Annotated in this window: 16 protein-coding genes; 7 read left to right on the forward strand and 9 right to left on the reverse strand. The window is 35.4% G+C overall.

Features of this window, described 5'->3' with window-relative positions:
- Nucleotides 1–41 precede the first annotated feature (41 nt).
- Nucleotides 42–1,250 (forward strand): sensor histidine kinase, encoded by a 1,209-nt coding sequence (locus BUE24_RS03910; protein ID WP_073314089.1) that lies wholly within the window; start codon nt 42–44, stop codon nt 1,248–1,250.
- Here BUE24_RS03910 and BUE24_RS03915 read toward each other — a convergent pair.
- Nucleotides 1,247–2,815: an NAD(P)/FAD-dependent oxidoreductase gene (locus BUE24_RS03915; RefSeq protein ID WP_073314091.1), complete on the reverse strand. Its 1,569-nt coding sequence runs from the start codon at nt 2,813–2,815 to the stop codon at nt 1,247–1,249. The genes BUE24_RS03910 and BUE24_RS03915 overlap by 4 nt on opposite strands.
- A 194-nt stretch (nt 2,816–3,009) precedes the next feature.
- Here BUE24_RS03915 and BUE24_RS03920 point away from each other — a divergent pair, with 194 nt between their 5' ends.
- From BUE24_RS03920 to BUE24_RS03935, 4 genes are all read left to right on the forward strand, one after another.
- Complete coding sequence (locus tag BUE24_RS03920) at nt 3,010–3,528, forward strand: porin family protein (RefSeq protein ID WP_073314093.1); 519 nt, start codon at nt 3,010–3,012, stop codon at nt 3,526–3,528.
- 169 nt (nt 3,529–3,697) lie between these two features.
- Nucleotides 3,698–5,629, forward strand: coding sequence for a vWA domain-containing protein (locus BUE24_RS03925; protein ID WP_073314095.1), 1,932 nt, complete (start codon nt 3,698–3,700; stop codon nt 5,627–5,629).
- Nucleotides 5,626–6,879, forward strand: a complete 1,254-nt coding sequence (locus BUE24_RS03930; protein WP_073314460.1) for a dihydroorotase — start codon at nt 5,626–5,628, stop codon at nt 6,877–6,879. Before BUE24_RS03925 ends, BUE24_RS03930 begins: the two co-directional genes overlap by 4 nt.
- 61 nt (nt 6,880–6,940) lie before the next feature.
- Nucleotides 6,941–7,270 (forward strand): DUF4870 domain-containing protein, encoded by a 330-nt coding sequence (locus BUE24_RS03935; protein WP_073314097.1) that lies wholly within the window; start codon nt 6,941–6,943, stop codon nt 7,268–7,270.
- Nucleotides 7,271–7,322: 52 nt separating this feature from the next.
- On the opposite strand, the gene BUE24_RS03940 is transcribed toward BUE24_RS03935, so the two are convergent.
- The 3 genes from BUE24_RS03940 to BUE24_RS03950 form a co-directional block, all read right to left on the reverse strand.
- Nucleotides 7,323–8,630: an alginate export family protein gene (locus BUE24_RS03940; protein ID WP_073314099.1), complete on the reverse strand. Its 1,308-nt coding sequence runs from the start codon at nt 8,628–8,630 to the stop codon at nt 7,323–7,325.
- An 83-nt stretch (nt 8,631–8,713) separates the two neighbouring features.
- Nucleotides 8,714–9,478 carry a type IV pili methyl-accepting chemotaxis transducer N-terminal domain-containing protein gene (locus tag BUE24_RS03945; RefSeq protein WP_170864548.1) on the reverse strand — a complete coding sequence of 255 codons (765 nt, stop codon included), beginning with the start codon at nt 9,476–9,478 and terminating at the stop codon, nt 8,714–8,716.
- Between the two features lie 141 nt (nt 9,479–9,619).
- Entirely contained in the window at nt 9,620–9,979 is a 360-nt protein-coding gene (locus BUE24_RS03950) for a hypothetical protein (protein WP_073314103.1), read from the reverse strand.
- Between the two features lie 327 nt (nt 9,980–10,306).
- On the opposite strand from BUE24_RS03950, the gene BUE24_RS03955 reads away from it, so the two are divergent.
- Complete coding sequence (locus BUE24_RS03955; RefSeq protein ID WP_073314105.1) at nt 10,307–10,966, forward strand: alpha/beta hydrolase; 660 nt, start codon at nt 10,307–10,309, stop codon at nt 10,964–10,966.
- 70 nt (nt 10,967–11,036) lie between these two features.
- Here BUE24_RS03955 and BUE24_RS03960 read toward each other — a convergent pair whose 3' ends face one another.
- The 4 genes from BUE24_RS03960 to BUE24_RS03975 form a co-directional block, all read right to left on the reverse strand.
- Nucleotides 11,037–11,819 carry a hypothetical protein gene (locus tag BUE24_RS03960; protein WP_073314106.1) on the reverse strand — a complete coding sequence of 261 codons (783 nt, stop codon included), beginning with the start codon at nt 11,817–11,819 and terminating at the stop codon, nt 11,037–11,039.
- A gap of 397 nt (nt 11,820–12,216) precedes the next feature.
- Nucleotides 12,217–12,807, reverse strand: a complete 591-nt coding sequence (locus tag BUE24_RS03965) for a YdeI/OmpD-associated family protein (RefSeq protein ID WP_073314108.1) — start codon at nt 12,805–12,807, stop codon at nt 12,217–12,219.
- Nucleotides 12,808–12,817: 10 nt separating this feature from the next.
- Nucleotides 12,818–13,651: a cyclase family protein gene (locus BUE24_RS03970; RefSeq protein ID WP_084549384.1), complete on the reverse strand. Its 834-nt coding sequence runs from the start codon at nt 13,649–13,651 to the stop codon at nt 12,818–12,820.
- A 99-nt stretch (nt 13,652–13,750) separates the two neighbouring features.
- Nucleotides 13,751–16,144: a glycoside hydrolase family 31 protein gene (locus tag BUE24_RS03975; RefSeq protein WP_073314110.1), complete on the reverse strand. Its 2,394-nt coding sequence runs from the start codon at nt 16,142–16,144 to the stop codon at nt 13,751–13,753.
- 306 nt (nt 16,145–16,450) lie between these two features.
- Here BUE24_RS03975 and BUE24_RS03980 point away from each other — a divergent pair, with 306 nt between their 5' ends.
- A complete protein-coding gene (locus BUE24_RS03980) occupies nt 16,451–19,324 on the forward strand; it encodes an esterase-like activity of phytase family protein (RefSeq protein WP_073314112.1) in 2,874 nt (957 codons plus the stop codon).
- An 80-nt stretch (nt 19,325–19,404) separates the two neighbouring features.
- Here the strand turns inward: BUE24_RS03980 and BUE24_RS03985 are convergent, their stop codons facing one another.
- Nucleotides 19,405–20,208, reverse strand: a complete 804-nt coding sequence (locus BUE24_RS03985; protein ID WP_073314114.1) for a type 1 glutamine amidotransferase domain-containing protein — start codon at nt 20,206–20,208, stop codon at nt 19,405–19,407.
- Nucleotides 20,209–20,226 lie beyond the last annotated feature (18 nt).

A 20,226-nucleotide genomic window follows, 5' to 3' on the forward strand; every position in this document is an offset into this window, starting at 1 on the left:
TATTAAGAATTGTTCTAATTAATTCAATTCTCAAAATTGCAATGATATTACCTGCTGTACCGATTAATGAAAATTTTAGACTCGAGGCCTTAAAAGCTCTGGAAGTTCTTGATACCGAAACAGAAAAAGAATTTGATGAGATTACGGCCCTGGCTAACTTTATTTGTGATACCGAGGTAGCACTGATTTCTCTTGTAGATAAAAGCAGAATGTGGTTTAAATCCAAAAATGGAGTTTCCATTTGCGAAACGCCCAGAGATAACTCCTTGTGCTCACATGCAATTTTAAATCCAGAAACACCACTACTCGTCAAAGATACTAGAGAGGATGAACGATTTAATAAAGAAACTATTCAATTAGAAGACAAAGTTGTGGTTTTTTATGCAGGTATTCCATTGGTTAACAAAGATGGTTTTGCACTTGGAACCTTGTGTGTTATGGATAGTAAACCGAGGGAGCTTTCAGAAAAACAACTAGAGTCTCTGAACTCTCTAGCCAAACAAGTAGTAATCCTCTTTGAGTTAAACAAAAAGAATAACGATCTTCAAAAAATTCAACGAAAGTTAAAGAAGAAGAATGAGGCGCTAAAGGATTTTGCAAGAGTAATTTCTCACGATCTTAAAATGCCATTGGCAAATATCATTACCACTACAGATCTATTAAAGTTATTACTAGACAAAAAGTTAGATAAAGAAAGCTTGCAGTATTTTGATTATATCAAAACGTCTTCTTTCTCTATGAGTGGATACATAAGTGATGTATTAGATCACTATGAAAGTGAAAGTTTGATTCACAATAAACCAGAAAAGTTCAGTTTGAATGAACTGCTTAAAGAGATTATTGAATTACTAAGCATAAAGCCTGATATTTCGTTTAATTTTCCAGAGAATGCCCCAGTATTAGAATCTAATCGCTCCGCTCTGAAACAGATATTCTTCAATCTAATCGGAAATAGTATAAAGTATAACGATAAAGAACGGATTGAGATCACTATTGATCACAGTCAAGATGCTAACTTTTATTATTTCAGTATTACTGATAATGGAATGGGTATTCCAGAAAACCAAATAGAAACTATTTTTGATCTTTTCACCACTGCGGGGATGGCAGACCGAAGCGGTAATAAAGGTAATGGCATTGGACTATCTACAGTAAAAAAAATAGTTGAAAATCTAGGCGGATCTATCAGCGTTAACTCTAAAGAAAAAGTAGAAACTACTTTCAATTTTTGTATCAAAAAGAAGCTTTAATCCATTATTTTCTTTATTGTCTGTATACAGGCTTCGGCACACTTTTCTCCATCGATAGCTGCAGAAATAATCCCTCCTGCATATCCAGCTCCTTCACCACAAGGATATAAACCTTTGATCTGAATATGTTCTAAAGATACCCGATCTCTTGGTATTCTTACCGGTGAAGAAGTTCTTGACTCTGGTGCATGTGCAACAGCATCATTGGTTAAATATCCGGGCATACTCTTATTAAACATGCTGAACCCTTTTTGTAAAGTTTGATGGATAAATTCGGGAAATACTGCTTTCATATCTACAGCAGTCAATCCAGGTTTATACGAAGTATCAGGCAAATCAGAAGATATTTTACCCTCAACTAAATCTTGTAAACGTTGAGCAGGGACTTTTTGGGTCTCTCCTGCCAGCATCCATGCTTTTTGTTCTATTTCCTTTTGAAAATACATCCCAGACAGTGGTCCGAACTTCTCATACTCTTTAAAATCCTCAAGTTTTAACTCTATAACGATACCACTATTGGCAGTTGGTTGATCTCGTTTGGAAGGAGACCATCCATTGGTTACTACTTCTCCTGGACTTGTGGCACAAGGAGCAATTACACCTCCTGGACACATACAAAAAGAATACATCCCTCTACCATCAACCTGTTTTACAATACTATACGGAGAAGGTGGTAAATACGGGCTCCGTACTTCACAAGAATATTGTATTTGATCTATCAATTGTTGCGAATGTTCTACCCTAACCCCCAGTGCAAAAGGCTTGACTTCTATAGCAATTTTCTTTTTGTAGAGCAGTTCAAAGATATCTCGAGCAGAGTGTCCTGTGGCCAAAATCACTTTACGGGTATCGATAACGGTTCCATCTTTGAGCTCTACCCCTTCGATTTGAGAATTTTTGACCCTCAGGTCAACTACTCTCGAATTAAAACGTATAACTCCTCCTCTCTCGATAATCATTTCTCGTATTGCAGCAATAATACCTGGTAATTTATTGGTCCCTATGTGGGGATGAGCCTCTACCAATATCTGATCGGTAGCACCAAAACCTACCAAAAGTTTCAATATCCGTTGCACATCCCCTCGCTTACGGGATCTTGTATACAATTTACCATCGCTGTAGGTACCAGCACCTCCTTCTCCAAAGCAATAATTGGAGTCTTCATTAACGATATGATCTCTGTTAATTGCTTTAAGATCTCTTCTTCGCGTTCTTACATCTTTACCTCTTTCCAGTACTACAGGTTTACAACCTAATTCTATACATCGCAATGCAGCAAACAATCCTGCCGGTCCTGCTCCAATAATTACTATTTCTGGGGCATTGGTAACATCTGGATATTCGGGTAATGGTATAGGAACATCGGTGTATTCCTCCTGTACATATACCTGGAGTTTTAAATTGACCTTTATCTGGCGTTGCCTGGCATCTATAGATCGTTTCAAAATCCTGATATGGCTAATTTCATGAAACGGGATACCATTTTTCTTGGAAACAGATCGTTTTAGAAGTTCTGGGTTCGACGCAGTTTCTGGAGAAACTTGTATGCTAAATTCGTGTTGCAATGGATACGGTTAGTTAAAACATTTTGACGAAGATACGACAAACTTTAGATCATTTTTATCGATAAAATAGTCTATTTTTAGGTTTATTGGATAGATTGGTAAAACAACAACCCATCTAAACTTTTTGATAGTTTAACCTTTTGTTAAGGTATTAGTTCCTATATTTGGTTGAAACAAACCTTAAATTTACAATTATGAAAAAGCTATTTTTATTAGCGATTGCCGTAATCGGTTTCACATTTACTACCAATGCACAAGACATCAAATTTGGTTTTAAGGGAGGGGTTAACTTTGCCACTTTAAATGGAGATGATGTTGATGATGCATTAGATGGAAGAACAGGTTATCATATTGGAGCTGTGGCTCAAATAAGCCTGTTAGAGACTATTGCACTTCAACCTGAACTTATCTATTCTGCTCAGGGTCTTGATGATTTGGATATCGATTATTTAAATCTTCCTGTGCTATTTAAATTGAAATTCGCTGGTATTGCAAGTGTAGAAGCAGGTCCACAATTCGGTTTTGTAGTAAACGATGGTTTTGAAGTGGGTGAGCCAGAAAGCTTTGACTTGAGTGGAGCTGTTGGTGCTGGTGTAGAGTTTGGTGGATTCTTCGGGCAAATTCGTTACAACTTTGGTTTAACAGATGTTGTAGAAGATGCTGAAGCTAAGAACTCTAATTTCCAGGTTTCTGTAGGATATTACATCTTTTAATTAAAAGATATACAATAATGATAAAAAAAGCGGGAAGATACCTTCCCGCTTTTTTTATATCCAAGATTTTGATAAACATTCATATTATAGTTTTAGATCCTTAAAAATTCCTAAATGCTAAATCGTAATTCATAAATGTTATAGTATATTTGAAAAACACTAAAAACGAATGCAGTTTAAACACCCAGAATTTCTTTATGCTCTTTTTGCCCTTATCATTCCCATTCTGGTGCATTTATTTCAATTAAGACGTTTTCAAAAAGTAGCATTTACCAACGTACAGTTTCTAAAAGCAGTAACTATACAAACTCGTAAAAGTTCACAACTCAAAAAATGGCTCACCTTACTTACCAGACTTTTAATATTAGCCTGTATTTGTATAGCTTTTGCTCAGCCTTTTTTGGCTTCAGAAGATACAGTTGGTAAAAAAAGTGATACTGTAATCTATCTTGATAACTCTTTTAGTATGCAAGCCAAAGGTGCTAAAGGCCCTCTCTTGAAACGATCTGTACAGGAAGTACTAAGTGAGTTTTCTGAAGAAGAAACTTTTTCTCTGTTTACCAATACAGAGACTTTTATTAAGGTCACTAAAAAGGATATTCAAAATGAGCTTTTACAACTAGAATACAGCTCTAACCAACTATCCTATCGTGCAGCATATTTAAAAGCCAAGCAATTATTAGGAAATTCTGAAGAAACTATAAATAGAATCGTATTGGTATCTGATTTTCAGCAAAAGGAAGGTGCTTTTGAATTACCAATAGATGCAAGTACCAGAACACATCTTGTACAAATGCAACCGGTTACTCGACAAAATATTGCTGTAGATAGTCTTTATCTTCAACGAAATACAAATAATGAGCTCTTACTTAAAGTAGAAGTAAGTAATACCGATAGCAATGGAGAAAACACATCAATCGCATTGTATAATAATGAAAAACTAATCGCCAAAACTTCCGTTTCGATTCCTAAAAATGGAAAAACAAATACTGAATTTCGTTTACCCGAAAATACCAAAATAAATGGTAGAGTAACGCTCGAGGATCCCGCCATCACTTTTGATAATTCTCGATATTTTACCATCAACACTCCAGAAAAAATCAAAGTAGTAGCGGTTAATGAATCAGACGATAGTTTTATCAAAAATATTTTTACTCCAGACGAGTTTGAATTGGTGAGTAACTCAACACAAGAGCTTAATTATAATGATATTGCTAACGCCAATTTGGTAATTCTTAATGAAATTTCTCAGATTCCGATCTCTCTAATTAATGCGCTCAAACCTTTTGTAGATGAAGGAGGGACTGTTTGTTTTATCCCTGCTCAAAATGGCGATATCACTTCTTACCAACAATATATCGGTTCCTTTTCTTCTCAAGCATTATCCAATTCGGTGAATCAAGAAAAAAGAATCACGAAAATTCACTTTTCGCATCCGTTGTATTTGGGAGTTTTTGATAAGGAAGTAACGAATTTTCAATATCCAAAAGTGAATAGTTTTTATCAAGCGCAAGCTCCTAATGCTATTCTTTCTTTTGAAGATAATACGCCTTTTTTATACAAAACCAATAACGCATATATCTTTACGGCAGCTCTCAACACAGAAAATTCTAATTTCAAGAATTCTCCGCTAATTGTTCCAACATTATATAATATTGGGAAACAGAGTTTACAGCTTACAGACATATCCTATACTATAGGACAAAATAATTCGTATGATGTTCCGGTATCTCTAGGACAGGATGGAATTTTATCTTTGGTGTCTGCACAGGAGCAAATCATTCCGTTGCAACAAAGTTTTTCGACAAAAGTTCGCATCACTACAGACGAAGTCCCAACAAAATCTGGGATCTACAGTCTTCAAGATAAGGATAAGGATAATGTTATTCAACATGTAAGTTATAATTACGACAGTTCTGAAAGCGACTTACAGTACTACCCACTGGGTACAACAGAAAATTATGATGTCAAAAATTCGTTGTCCGAACTTTTTTTACAAATAAAAGAAGAAACGAGTGTGAATGAACTTTGGAAATGGTTTATTATTTTTGCGCTGATATTCCTGTTGATCGAAATATTATTATTAAAATATCTGAAATGAACGTATTACTAAAGGACGCTACCATCATTGATCCATCTTCATCTTTTCATCAAAAAACCGTAGATATTCTAATCGAAGATGGGACAATTAGTAAAATAGGTTCGAATATTTCTAAAGAAGATCATATAGACGAAATTACCCTTCCCAATCTTCATGTATCACGAGGTTGGTTTGATAGCAGCGTATGTTTTGGTGAACCAGGATATGAAGAAAGGGAAACTATAGCCAACGGTTTGGAGGTAGCTGCAAAAAGTGGTTTTACCAGTATTGCGCTTAATCCAAACACTTTACCTATAACTGATACTAGCGCTTCTGTAGGTTTTCTTGATAGTAAAGCAAAAAATCACGCTGTACGTCTCTACCCTATTGGGTCATTAACTACAAAATCCGAAGGAAAAGACCTTGCTGAGTTATACGATATGCAACAAGCCGGAGCAATAGCCTTTGGGGATTATAAAAAAGCTATTCAAAATCCAAACTTATTGAAAATTGCCTTGCTGTATGCTCAAAACTTTGATGGCTTGGTTCTATCTTTTCCGCAGGACAATAGCATTGCAGGAAAAGGAATGGTAAATGAAGAAGAACAAAGTACATTATTAGGATTAAAAGGGATTCCCTCTTTGGCAGAAGAGCTACAAATTTCAAGAGATTTATTTTTGCTGGAGTATACAGGTGGTAAACTGCATATCCCAACCATTTCTACTGCAAAATCGGTAACTTTGATTAAAGAGGCGAAAGCAAAAGGGTTACAGGTAAGTTGTAGTACAACGGTGCACCATCTTACCCTAACCGATCAAGAGTTACAAACTTTTGAGACATCTTATAAGGTACAACCTCCTCTTAGAACTCAAAAAGATATCGATGCACTAAAACAAGGAATCAAAGAAGGAACCATAGATATGGTGACCAGTGATCACCAACCTATGGATATCGAAAATAAAAATGTGGAGTTTGATAATGCCAAATATGGAACAATAGGTCTAGAAAGTGCATTTGTTGCTCTTAATTATCATTTTGATCTGGATCAAATAATTTCGTTACTTACCAAAGGAAAAGATATTTTTAAATTAGAAAATCAACCTTTGGAAGAAGGGAGTATTGCAGATCTATCGCTTTTTAATCCTGAAGGTGAAACAACTTTTGAAACTGACCATATTTTATCTACTTCTGCTAACAGTGCTTTTGCAGGTAAACCCGTAAAGGGTAATGTATACGGAGTACTTGCAAATAAACAACTGGTATTGAAATAAATATAATTTTAGGTCTTTCTCAATTACATATCTTTAGAAAACAATTACGAAAAACATCATTATGGAATCAGACTATGCCAAACAAGGAAAAACTGCAGCCATCGTAGCTTATATCACTATTATTGGTACTATTATTGCCTTTTTCATGAATAATGATGATAAGAATCAATTTGCCAGCTTCCATATTCGACAAGCATTAGGTGTCAATATTAGCTTTTATGTATTGGGAGCCTTGGTTACCATCTTTGATTCATGGCCAATTTCTACTGCATTTTATGTGTTTATCATGGTGCTTTGGTTTTTTGGTTTGATCACAGCCATTAGAGAAGAACAAAAAACAGTACCATTACTTGGGCCTTTCTTTCAAGATTGGTTTGGCTTCATAAAATAATATAAAAAATGCGATCCTGATAGATCGCATTTTTTTTATGATTGTATTATCCTTAATCCTGCTTAGGGCTCCACTTTAATAAGTTTGGTTTTACAACTAGCATTGCCCATGCCCAGTTTTGTGTGCTTGCTGGGTCAGCAACACCTTTTAGGATTTCCATAGAGTCTGAAGCAAACATATGAGAGTATCCTATCTTCAAGGTAGCAAAAGGAAGCACTTTTTGAGTGTATACCAGATCTACTTCTGTTCCCAGATAGTCATCAATTCCTTCACCCAAGCTTTCTGCAGCAGCAAAATAGTGAGCTTTGATCAAAAGACTTGATTTTTCTCCGGTTTTGATCACTGTTTTCCCGTAGAGGTCATTCAATCCTACATTATTAGCATGATTCCCTACAAAAAAGTAATCCATATACCCATTGAACTTGTGGTTGGTACCAAAAATTGGGAAGAAAGATTCTATTTTTCCATCGGTTCCTCCATTTTCATCTCCACTCAAGGTTTCAAATCCAAGTCCGAATAATGTTTTCCCTGGCTTATAGGTAAGTTCTAATAATGCATTATAAGCAGATAACTCAATATCTTCGGTAAAATCTCCTGTTTGTCCATAGATATTGGCTGCAATAGAAAATCCTTTTGCAGGTTTGGCTACCAAATGAGTACCAAAAGTTTGTCTACGTACAGTACCATCTACAGGTGTTTGTCCATCATTAGGATCTAGATTTTGGTAAGAGTTATTGGCAATTAATAAACTTCCAGAGAATTTCTCCCAGTCCTTATGCAACCAGGCATAGATCATTCCTTTGTAATCGAATACCGCTCTTACATTTCCTCCATTATTAGGGTCAAATAGTGTAGTTTGTGTTCTCACACCATTTTGGTTAAACGCAAGACCTATATCTAGTTTTAGCCCTTTGTCATTGGCGTATTTTAATAAGGCCGCATCATGGAATCGACCTTGCATTGCCCAATCCAATCCTCCAAAGATTCGTTGATCATCATAGGATAAGGCTTGTCTTCCTAGTTTGGTAGACCATCCTTTTCCGAATTTAAAATCAATCCAGGCTTGTGCCAATGAGAAGCTATCATTACCATCGGTAGGTGCAATTTGTGGAGTATCTCCCCAGATACTAACATCTTGCACACTAATAAAGGCAGAGAATTTTTCTTGTTTGTACCCTAGTTTTAATCGAGTACGTTGTTGTACAAATGTTCCGGCATCCACACCATCAGGAATTAGCGTGCCAAAACCATTTAAATATTCCAATCGAGGTCTGATATCTGCATCGATACTGAATTCTTGTGCATTTATAATAGTAGGCATCGCTACTATCAACAATACTATAAGTAGTTTTTTCTTCATAATCAAAATTTAAAAAATGGAACAAAAAAATACGTATTAACGTTAGAAACAATTAATACGCATTTTCCTTAATTAACCTCAAATTATAATTTCACTTTTTCGTAAAGTGTCGTTACATCGTTAAAGGCCTTTGTAAGTTCATTACTTAATCTATACATATCTGCGGGTTTGATGGTATGATTGAATAATTTTTCTTTATTCGATTTTACCTGGTCCCACTTAGACATGGCCACTCCTAATTTCTCATCAATTCGAGAGTTGTTAAATTCTGATATCAATAACATGCTTATAGCACCATCTAATTCGTTATATACATTTTTGAGCATCTGCTCGTTGTTTTTATCCTTTAGTGTAGAATTATTGGCGAAGTAGTATAATGCTAATCGTTGCGCTAACATCCTTTGTCTTCCTGAAAGGTTGATGATTTTTTTCAATTCACCGTCTTCTTCTCCTAAACCTTCATCTTCTAATAAAGAATCATTACTATTGTTAGCTCCTTTAGACTCTGTGATTACCGCCAAAACTACACTGTTTGAAGCTTTCAAGAGATCTGTATTGGCTTCAATAATCTTTTTGGCATTATCATAATTGGGTTTTCCATCTACCATTTTCTTAAATGCTGCCCATAACTCTTCAACCTTTGCAAGTCGATCTTTGGTTATTTTGTAATCTGAATTTTGCAGTAGGATATTATTTTGCTTTTCAAATATCAATTTACTGGTTAATAAATCTCTTTTGGCCTTTGTATCACTCGGGTTTTCTAATGCGTACAGATAGGCTTTGGCAATTTTTTGACCTAACATTCTTTGTTTTCCAGAAATGTTCACCGCTTTATTAAAAGTTAACATTCCGAAAGATTTACTACTCTGGGATTTTATATCATTAGTAGTGACTAGCATAACAATTAAGAGTATAAAAGCTCTTAACTTATAAGTAAAATTATAGTTTTTCATAGGGTATAAATAAAAGGTTAATTGGGTAATAGTTTCTTAATATTCTTCCAGCGCCAGCTGGTTAATTTTGTTATCTGCGGTAAGTTTAATGATCAAAATAGATGATGCATTCTCAAACTCAGTTAAATACCGCTTACTTCCATTATCATCTAGTAGAAAAGAGGACTCCCCCATTGTCCCTTTTGTAGATTGATTTTTCGAAATAAAAGTTTTTACCTTGTCCAAGGTAAATGACGATTGTAAATCTGCTGAGAATGCATCAAAGATTTTTTGAGCATTGTTAGAATTGTATCCATCAGAAACTATTGCAATGGCATTTTGGTAGTCACTATCTGATTGCGCCAAAACAAATTGCATAGAAAATAACAGTACAATTAAGTAGGTAGTTTTCTTCATAAGAAATTGGGTTTAGTTACATAATTAATTGACATTTTTATGCTTCAGATTGGGTAGTAAATTGCAAAAAAATACCATATTGTCTTTTTCAATGTAAATATTTTTACGGTTAAACCACAAAAAAATTACTGTTTTTTAACAAAAAATTAACAAATGTTAAAAATATTTAAAAACTTACAAATCAGAATATTAACCCACTTATATACTAGGATAGCTTATAAACATTAACAAAAATTTAAAATATTTAACTATAATTCGTCAAACAAACTTCAAAAAGCTTCTTTAACAATTTTAAAAAAATTATTTTTGACCCTTACATTTTATAGGATGACAACAAAAACACTTTCCCTTCACCATATAACTAAAGTGCCTGCAGTTAAAAAAGACAAAACTCCAGTGCTATTTATGTTTCATGGTTACGGTAGTGATGAAAACGATCTTTTTTCTTTCTCATCAGAATTACCAGAAGAACTTTTCATTATTTCCGTAAGAGCTCCATATCAATTACAACCCTATGGCAATGCATGGTATGCAATCTATTTTGATGATAACCAAGGGAAATTTAGCGACGATCAACAAGCGATTTTATCTAGAGATAAAATCGCAACATTTATAGACGAAGCTATCGCTGCTTATGATTTGGACAAAGAAAACGTTACCATTTTAGGTTTTAGTCAAGGTACTATACTGAGTTATTCTGTGGCTCTCTCCTATCCGGATAAGATTAAAAACGTGATTGCACTAAGTGGATATCTTAATGAAGATATTTTAAAAGAAGGCTATGAAAAGAATGATTTTTCTGGTCTTAACATTTACTGTTCCCATGGTAGTGTAGATCAGGTCATTCCTTTGGTATGGGCACAACGCGCTCCTTCTTTCCTGGCAGAATTAGGGATAGAGACATCGTTAAACGAGTTTCCTGTCGGACATGGTGTTGCCCCCCAGAACTTCTATCAGTTTAAAGATTGGCTGATCAAAAACTTATAAAAATACAAAGACCTCCTACATTAATAAGAGGTCTTTTTTAATAAGAGTGTTTTGTATGATTTCGTAATTATTATCGTGCCGGACTATATTCCTTAAGCGCTGGTAATATCTTCTGCTCAAGTGTTAAATACAAAGATCTCATCACATCCATTTTTGTTTTTCGGATAAAAACAATTGCCAAATTCTTAAAATCAATGGGTACAATGCTTAGTAGTCCTTTGTTAGATTCGTTATGATTTATCTTAGCATTGAAATATTTGATAAATACATTCTCACTGTTTAGAATTTCAGGTTTTTGTTTGATCTCTTCTACTTCAGTAATGGTAAAAGGAACACCGATAACATCAGTGCTTACTTCATTTAAATGAAACCTTTCTATAATTCTTCTTTTCACCGCAGTAATGGCTTCTGTATTTTCCATTTCCGGACTTGGATATGAGTATTTCCAATACTTACAGGTAGCCGAATATACAATAGGATTCATCGTTATACCGACCATATATACATTCTTCCATATATTCAACAGTTTTGCACGAATCATGGTCTTCATGATTAATCCTTTAGGAAAATAAGAGCTCATACGTTCTTCTTTTATAATACCAAATCCAAGGCGCATGTATATATCTTTTCTATTTTCTGGATTCTTACAGTACATAAAATAAGCTACCCCTATATCCAAATTGTTTTTCTTCATGAAATACAAATCCATTTTCGAACATTTCGAAAACAATTTTCTAAAATCATCTAGGGATACCTGGTCACTAATTGAGGATTTGAAAAGTGCATAAAATCGATCTTCTAGCAGAGAATCCTTTTCAATTTCTTTAATGCGGTGGTGCTCTAACTTTGTCATATTTTGGGGTTTTGGATGAAGTAGTTTTTCACAATTGTTAAAAAAATCCTACAACTATATCACATTACAAAATTATGAGTTTTGCCGTTCAAAAAAAGAGAATTCAAAAGTTTAATACCTCCTTAACTTTCTATACTAAAACAATGTTAAGTCATTAAATAACAGATATTTAAAACTAAAAATAACATCAAAAATATGGTTTACGCGTATCAATTTTGTTGCTAAAACTCTCGTTTTTATCGGTGCTTTTTTAGTCTATTACGAAATTGATAAAATACCACGCCTCCTATTAAATTTTTGTTAACAAATAAGAAAGTCCAAATTAGGGACACTGATCAATGAAGTATTAAAAATTTTAGAACATAAAGATTAGTAGAACATCAAATCAACAGGTATCTTATCGATATTTATCACTCAATCCAATTCCTTGAAGTATCATTGGGGTTATTTTTTCTAAACGCGAGATACGAGTGGCTTCTCGTTTGGCAGTAGCTATATGCTCTATATATTCTTTTTGTTTATATGGAGGTAGGTTATCAAACGCTTTTTTAAGTGTTTCATTTGAGATAAAAGCCTCTTTCAGATCTTCTGGCATCGGTATATCTTTTATCTTGCCAGGTTTTACCTCTTTTCCATCCTTTTGATTTTGTGCCGCTTCCTTTACATATTGCAATACCAGCTCTCGGTCAATTTCTTCAATAGTGCTAAACCTCCATTGTCGTAGACCCTTTGTTTTCCCTTCTTGAGCATTTATTAATTTCTTTTGATCATCTTGCAAAAAAACTCCATTGTAGAACCAAATCCCTACATACGATTTAAAAGCTCCTATCCCCACTACATTTTTGTTGTTTAAGGTATACACGGGCATCCCCCATTTTACAGTTTCTTCTAACTCTGTAGTTAAGATGATAGATCTCAGTAGTTCCAGTTCTTTTTTCCAGGGATCTTTTTTTGAGATAAATTCCTCTACTGATTTATTTTTTTCCATAATTTCAAAATTACTTATTCGTCAAGGCTATGATACGTAACGGAGCACCAGTACCACCTTTTATTTTCATGGGTAAAGCGATGATTTCAAAACCTGATTCTGGTAATTGATCCAAATTAGTAAGATTCTCAAAAGCAGGAATATTTTTGGAAAATAAAAGCACATGACTTTTGAAATCTTGAGATTGTCCGTAATCTATACTAGGAGTATCGATCCCTATGGCATTAATTTTACGATTATCTATTAGCCATTGTACAGCTTCTGGTGATAATCCTGGAAAATGTAATTCCTTGACAGCCTCTTCTCCTCTATCTTCGGTACCTAAGTATTTTTTCTTATCTGGGTACAATGTAGAAAAACCAGTCTGAAGCAAAACAATACTGTTATCAGGAATGTTTGTGTTATGCTTTTTTTCCCAATTCAAAAAGTCTTCCGTTTGTATTAAATAATCCGAGTCACTAAGCGCTTTTTCTGAAACATCAACTTTAATAGCTGGGCCCACTAATCTTTCCAGAGGAATCTCATCAACCGTTTGTCCGGTTTTATAAAAATGAACAGGAGCATCAATATGTGTTCCTCCATGTTCTGCTGTTGCAAAATTATTAGCGGAGTAATAATAACCTTTCTCTGTATTTCCTGCAAAAACAGTATCCAACTCAAATTCTTTGGCTGTAACCCAATATATAGTCTCTTTAGAAAAGACATGGGTAAGATCAACTATTGTACGTACTGTCTCCTTATTTCCTTTTTCATCTAATTCTTCTGCTTTAGGTATTACAATATCTTGTTTACAACTCGATACGACCAAACAAATGACACTGAGTAAACCGAATATAGATTTCATAAATTTTGAGCTATTAGTGATCTAACTAATATAAACAAAATGTAGGTGTTTTTTACCTGAGCATATTTTTATCAAATATCTAAAGTCGATTTGAAAACCTTAAAACTGAATTTTCAAACTTTTAGAGGTTGAAGAATCCCATTGTACATCAACACTCAATGTATTATCCTCACTATTCCATACACCGGTTAATGAAGTACCATCCAAAGTGATAGATTTTGGATTCGAAGCTATATTATGAAGTATCATATGAATATTTCTTTCACTTGACGTATATCCAGTTCCTTTTTCTGCTTTGAAATCAATACTAAGGTTATCTCCAGAATAAGAACTAGTAAATTTTAAAAGCTCATACTTACCTTTTTCAAAAGCACCAGGAGTCACTCCATCATCGTCATAGAGCTTTCCTTTTGCGGTGCTCACCAAATCATCATGATAATAATGCAAAATTAGATTTTTGGTGCTGTATAGCTCTGTAGTTTGCACGGGCTTAATCATAGGAATAAATGCACCGGCCTTTACAAAAACAGGAATATGGTCTTCTGCCACTTCTGCTGTTTTATAGCTGCCTCCTTCATACTTTTTTCCTGTGAAAAAATCATACCAGTTGGTTCCCTTAGGAAACGGAACATCCATCGCTGCAATACCAGGTTTGATTACCGGGGAAACCAAAAAGTTATCTCCCCACATATAGGTAAAACTCAATTCACTAAACTCTTTGTTATCATCCTCAAAAAATAAAGGACGCATCAATGGGATTCCGGTTTGATTATTATCAAAAGCTATCGTATAGTTGTAAGGTAGCAAACTATAGCGTAGTTCTACGCTCTTTTTTGCCAAAGCCTTGGTTTTCTTGTCATGAAAAACAGGCTCTGGTGCAATATGCTCTTGTGCATGGGGTCTAAAAATAGGTTGAAACACCCCATATTGTAACCAACGTGTATATAACTCTGGATCGAAGACTTCTCCTCCTGCAAATCCTCCCAGATCAGAATGCATATACCCTAATCCTTGCATACCCATAGACAAAGCTATTTCGGTTTGCGGTTGCAACCCACCCCAGCTTCGGTTTACATCTCCAGACCAAGGAATCATTCCAAAACGTTGAGATCCCGAATACCCTGCTCGCATTAAAATAAATGGTCTTTGATCAGCAAAATCCTTTTGATACCCTTCCTGTATCAAACGTGCCCAATCGTGTCCATAGATATTATGTACTTCATCAGCACTTCCTGCAGCATGTTGAAGATCTGAAGGATGTACTTCTGGTTCTCCTAAATCTCCCCACCATCCGGCAATACCATATTCTTTAGTATACTCTTTATAGATATTCCAGAACCATTCTTTTCCTTTCGGATCATAGATATCTACAATTCCTGTATTTCCGAAGTAAAAATCATATCGATAAGGATTCCCTATAGAATCTTTCCCCAAAACTCCTTCTTTTACAGCTTCTTCCCACTTTTTTGAGGTCGATAATATAAATGGCTCTGTGATCAAAATAGTTTTTACTCCTTTTGATTTAAAATCATTAATCATTTGTTTAGGATCTGGGAATGAATCCGTTAGGAATTCTAAATTCCCCATATGACCTTTGATATCTTTTCCAAACCAATAAATATCCAAAATTACCGCATCCAAAGGAATACTATCCTTTTTAAATCTATCCACTGTGGTAGTTGTTTCTTCTTGTGAATGGTATCCAAAACGGCTCGCAAAATTACCAAATGCCCATCTTGGTGGTAGTGGTTGCTTACCTGTCAAATCGGTATACGCATCCATCATATCTTTCCAATCTTCACCTGCTATTACTTGGTATGTATTTCTACCACTTATAGTTTCGTACTGTAACGCATTGTCTTTCTTACTGTCAATATCCAAAAATCCAATTGGTGCATTATCAAAATGAACAGCATATACTTTTGAAGACAACACCAAAGGCATAGTATAATTCATTAACTCCGAATAGTTTTCATATCCGTAATGTGCTCTATTGTATAACTGCAGACGTTTCCCTCTTCTATTCATCCCCACAGCTCTGGATCCTGCACCATAAATCACTTCATCTTTATCCAATGTAAAATCCAGAATTTCTGTAGAATCCGTTTTTATATACCCTTCTCTCTCTGCGATTAGTGGTTTTCCTTTGTACAAATATGAAATTCCAAAAGGTTCTTTAGTAATTTCGACCACTATACCAGGCGTAGCATAAGTAATATTCTCCTTGGTTTCCTTAATACTTGCTTTGGTATTGGGAGTTAACACTACTGCATGAGACTCCTTATTAATCGACTCTCCCTCGGGGATAAAAGAAGTCTCTACAATCTTATCAGAATATGGAGTAATAATGTATTTGCCATTATCTTTATACACCTCGATATAAGTCCCTTTATCTTTAAAACCTCGATAAGGACCGTCATATGTCTTTTTACAAGAGGTTAGTACTACACCAAAAGATAGCGCGAATAGTAGAGAAAAATACGAAAGCTTCATTATAGATATATTTCTTGAATCGAATAGAAATCAAATATAACCGAATCCAGCAACAATCAAACTTCTCTTAACTATAAGGGCAGAAATTTATTGAATCTTCAGTCTTTTTTTGATAACGCCTAAAAAATCACAAAAGATCACTACAACGTTTGCGTAAGAATTTTTGGCAAAATGTAGGTCTTACGAAATGGTAAAATTGCTAACCTTCTCCTAAACATTTCTTTAAATACCTAAAACATTTCGGTAATACGATCCGTGTAATTTTAGAATGTTTTTAACCAATATAATTAAAACGTGTTACACATCATGAAACGTTATTACCAAATCATCGTTACCGCCAAACGTATGGTACTTGCAAGTACCATATACCTGGGATGCACTCAATCATTAATAGCTCAGGAACAGACCCCTATCTCCTCTCCAGATAAGGAAGAGAAATCAACTTTTAATATCCCTCTAGATAATTTTTATAGTAAGAAAATTTACCCAAAAGGAACTGGTAGGTCCTTTTTCAACTTTGGAGACATTTTGGTAGCCAGGGCTGTACTACCAGCTGCTAGTTTTTCTGAAGGCCCCACCTCAGGACAGTACATCGGTTCAGGATTAATCAATCAACAACCAGTTCCTTTTTTGAATAAACAACCCATTCAAGGTTTCTCCTCTGTATTAAACAACTACGATGGTACTTTCACAGCGCTATCCGATAATGGATTTGGAAGTATTGAGAACTCTGCAGACTATAATCTTCGTCTTTACAGAATTCAACCGAAATTCAAGGCTTTTGTAGGAGGTGGAGAAGGTACCGTAGATATTGTAGACTTTATTGAACTGAAGGATCCCAATGGTCTTATTCCTTTTGCTATTGTCAATCATTTCTCTGACACCAGAGTACTTACCGGAGCAGATTTTGATATTGAATCCATTCAAAGAACTACTAATGGTGATTATTGGATTGGTGATGAGTTTGGTCCTTTTCTACTCCACTTTGATCGCAACGGGGTGTTATTAGACCCTCCTTTTGCTCTTCCAGATTTTGAAAATCCAGGAAAAGAACTTCGTGCACCACAGACTCCTTTTAATGAAGAGTTTAGCGCCCTTAGAGTGATGAATGCCATGCGAGCGCATGCAGTTGCCAATGGAAGCAAAGCGCCAGTAATGTCACCATGGTTTGTTATGCTTGATGATCAAAATACGAACACAGTGGTAGGAAGCAGAACAAACCCTCCTTCAGGATTGCAGCAAGCATCTAGCGAATTATTCAATGTTTCTTCTCTAAACAGAGCCGGTCATGATGTAGTGGTGTATACCGTGAATGATCTGGAAAACATGAACCTTCTTCTGGAACTTGGTGTACAGGGAATCATCTCTGATCGACCCGATTTACTTTTGGAAGCTGTACAAAGCTTTGATAAAGACAATGACGGAAAAGCCGATTTCATGGATGAAGATGGACTCATCGATGTAACCCTATTCGACGCACAAGGTCATAGAGGTGCAAGAAACCTAAGGCCAGAAAATACAATCCCATCAATGGAAGCGGCACTCGATTACTTGATGCCTACTTTGGAAACAGATTGCGGAATTACATTAGATGGTGTACCTATCCTAGATCACGATCCACATATTGAAGCCGCAAAAACCAGAAAAGCAGATGGGACACCTTATGAATTTGAAGACGAAGTACTGGTAAAAGATCTTACCCTAAATGAAATCCAGACCACCTTTATCGCTGATAAAGTTCTATCAGGAAGACCAGCACAAACTAACGATCTTGCACTTTCTCCTGTATCGGTTGCATTTGCAAATCAAAACGGATTTATCGATCCTTATATCATGCCTTCTCTTCAGCAAATGTTTGATTTTGTTGAGTTTTACATCGAATATTATAAGAACGGACCCGGAGCATCAGATCCCGAAGCAGAGCAACGTTGGAAAAACGCTTCTAAGGTTCGTTTTAATATAGAAACCAAAATTAATCCAAGAACCGATACTGATGATCGTGGAGATGTATTTGCAGAAAGAACTGTAGATCCCGAAACCTTTACCAAAGCGGTTGCTGATGTCATCGTAGTCAACAATCTTACCGATCGTGCAGATATTCAAAGCTTTGATTTTAGAACATTATTGATTGCGCACAAATTGTATCCAGAAATTCGTACGGTGTGTCTACTTGGAGATTTCCCAAAAGTGGGAACTGCCGGAGACGGGACAAATTTACAGGATCAAAACGGACAAAACACTCCTTGGTTAGCTGGAATGTACTGGCCATACAGGAGTACACAACTTACTAATCCTATCCGTGTTAAAGGAAGCGGTGGTTTTGAAGGAATGGCATTAACCACAGATGGCCAAAAGTTATTACCATTATTAGAAAAAACCCTTGTTGGATCAGAAAACAACAACTTATTAATTCACGAATTTGATTTAAATAGTAAAAGCTATACTGGTAAACAATTTCAGTATCCACTAGATGAAAAAGCTTCTGCAATTGGAGATTTTGTTATGTTCAGCAACAATAGAGGGCTTATTATCGAAAGAGACGGTTCTCAAGGCGATCTTAATGGGTATAAAGCCATTTATGAAGTGCAAATTGATCAAGATGAAGAGTTAGCACAAAAAAGACTTAACGTAGATCTATTAGACATTAATGATATTCGCAGGTTATCACTACCTGGTCTAGAAGGAGACGTAGGTATTGGTAGAGATTTTGCTTTCCCTTTTGTAACTATAGAAAGTGTCGTGGTATTTAATCCTTTCCTGATTGGAGTTCTTAATGATAACAATTACCCATTTAGTATTGGACGCCACGTTGGGACTGGATTACCAGATGATAATGAGTTTATATTAGTATGGCTGGATCAACCTCTGGGAAGGCCATGGCGATCTTCTCGACCTAATAATAGGGTAACTCAAAATACCATCAAGGTATATCCAAATACTTTTAACAATCAGGTTACTTTTACAAACGTGGCTAACGAAAATAGTACTGTAACTATCAAGGTGTATGATATCTCCGGAAACTTAGTCAAAACCGTTGCCGACCATCAAAATAGTCAAGAAAATACAAATTTTATCTGGAACGGAAGATCAGAAAATGGTGCCGAACTATCCAGAGGATTCTATGTAGCTATAATCGAGGTAGATGGTAATCTGTTCAAAAAGAAATTATTAAAGAGATAAATTAACCAATACTTAAAACCAAATTAACCACAAAAAGCTGCCTAGAAAGGCAGCTTTTCTTATTCTATTTTGGATCTATTTTATTGTAATTGTTGGGTCAACAACTCAGCAACCAATTCTGCTGAAGCGGGATTTTGACCAGTAATCAACAAACCATCTTCCAAAGCAAATGGACTCCAATCTGCTGCTTTAGAATAAATCCCTCCGTTTTCTTTAAGCATATCTTCTACCAAAAACGGAACTACTTCGGTAAGCTCTACCGCTGCCTCTTCAGTATTCGTAAAACCAGTTACCTTCTTTCCTTTCACCAAAGGTTCTCCCTCCGCATTCTTTGTATTCTTAAATACGGCTGGTGCATGACAAACTGCAGCCACTGGTTTGTTATTTGCATAAAACGCTTCGATCAACTTGATCGAATTTTGGTCTTCAGACAGATCCCATAAAGGACCATGACCCCCTGGATAAAATATCGCATCAAAATCGTTCTGGTTCATTTCACTTAACACCAAAGTATTTGCCAATTGTTTCTTAGCATCCTCATCAGCACTAAAACGCTTTGTCGAAGGCGTCTGGAAATCCGGAAGTTCACTTTTAGGATCTATAGGAGGTTGTCCACCTTTTGGAGAAGCAAGTGTAATATCATACCCTTTATCTTTTAGTATATAATACGGAGTTGCAAACTCTTCTACCCAAAACCCGGTTTTTACACCGGTATCCCCAAGTTCTGAGTGACTGGTAAGTACAAATAGAATTTTCTTTGGAGCTTCAGTAGTATTCTTCTCTTCTGTAGCTTCCTCGGCTTTATCCGTTGTTTTTTTGGTTCCATTTTCATTTCCACAAGAAGAAAATACAACTATGGTAAGCACTAGGGCTAATTTTTTCATGATTTTTTATCTTTTGAT

Source organism: Aquimarina spongiae, from assembly GCF_900141785.1.
In the GTDB taxonomy this organism is placed as follows: Bacteria; Bacteroidota; Bacteroidia; order Flavobacteriales; family Flavobacteriaceae; genus Aquimarina; species Aquimarina spongiae.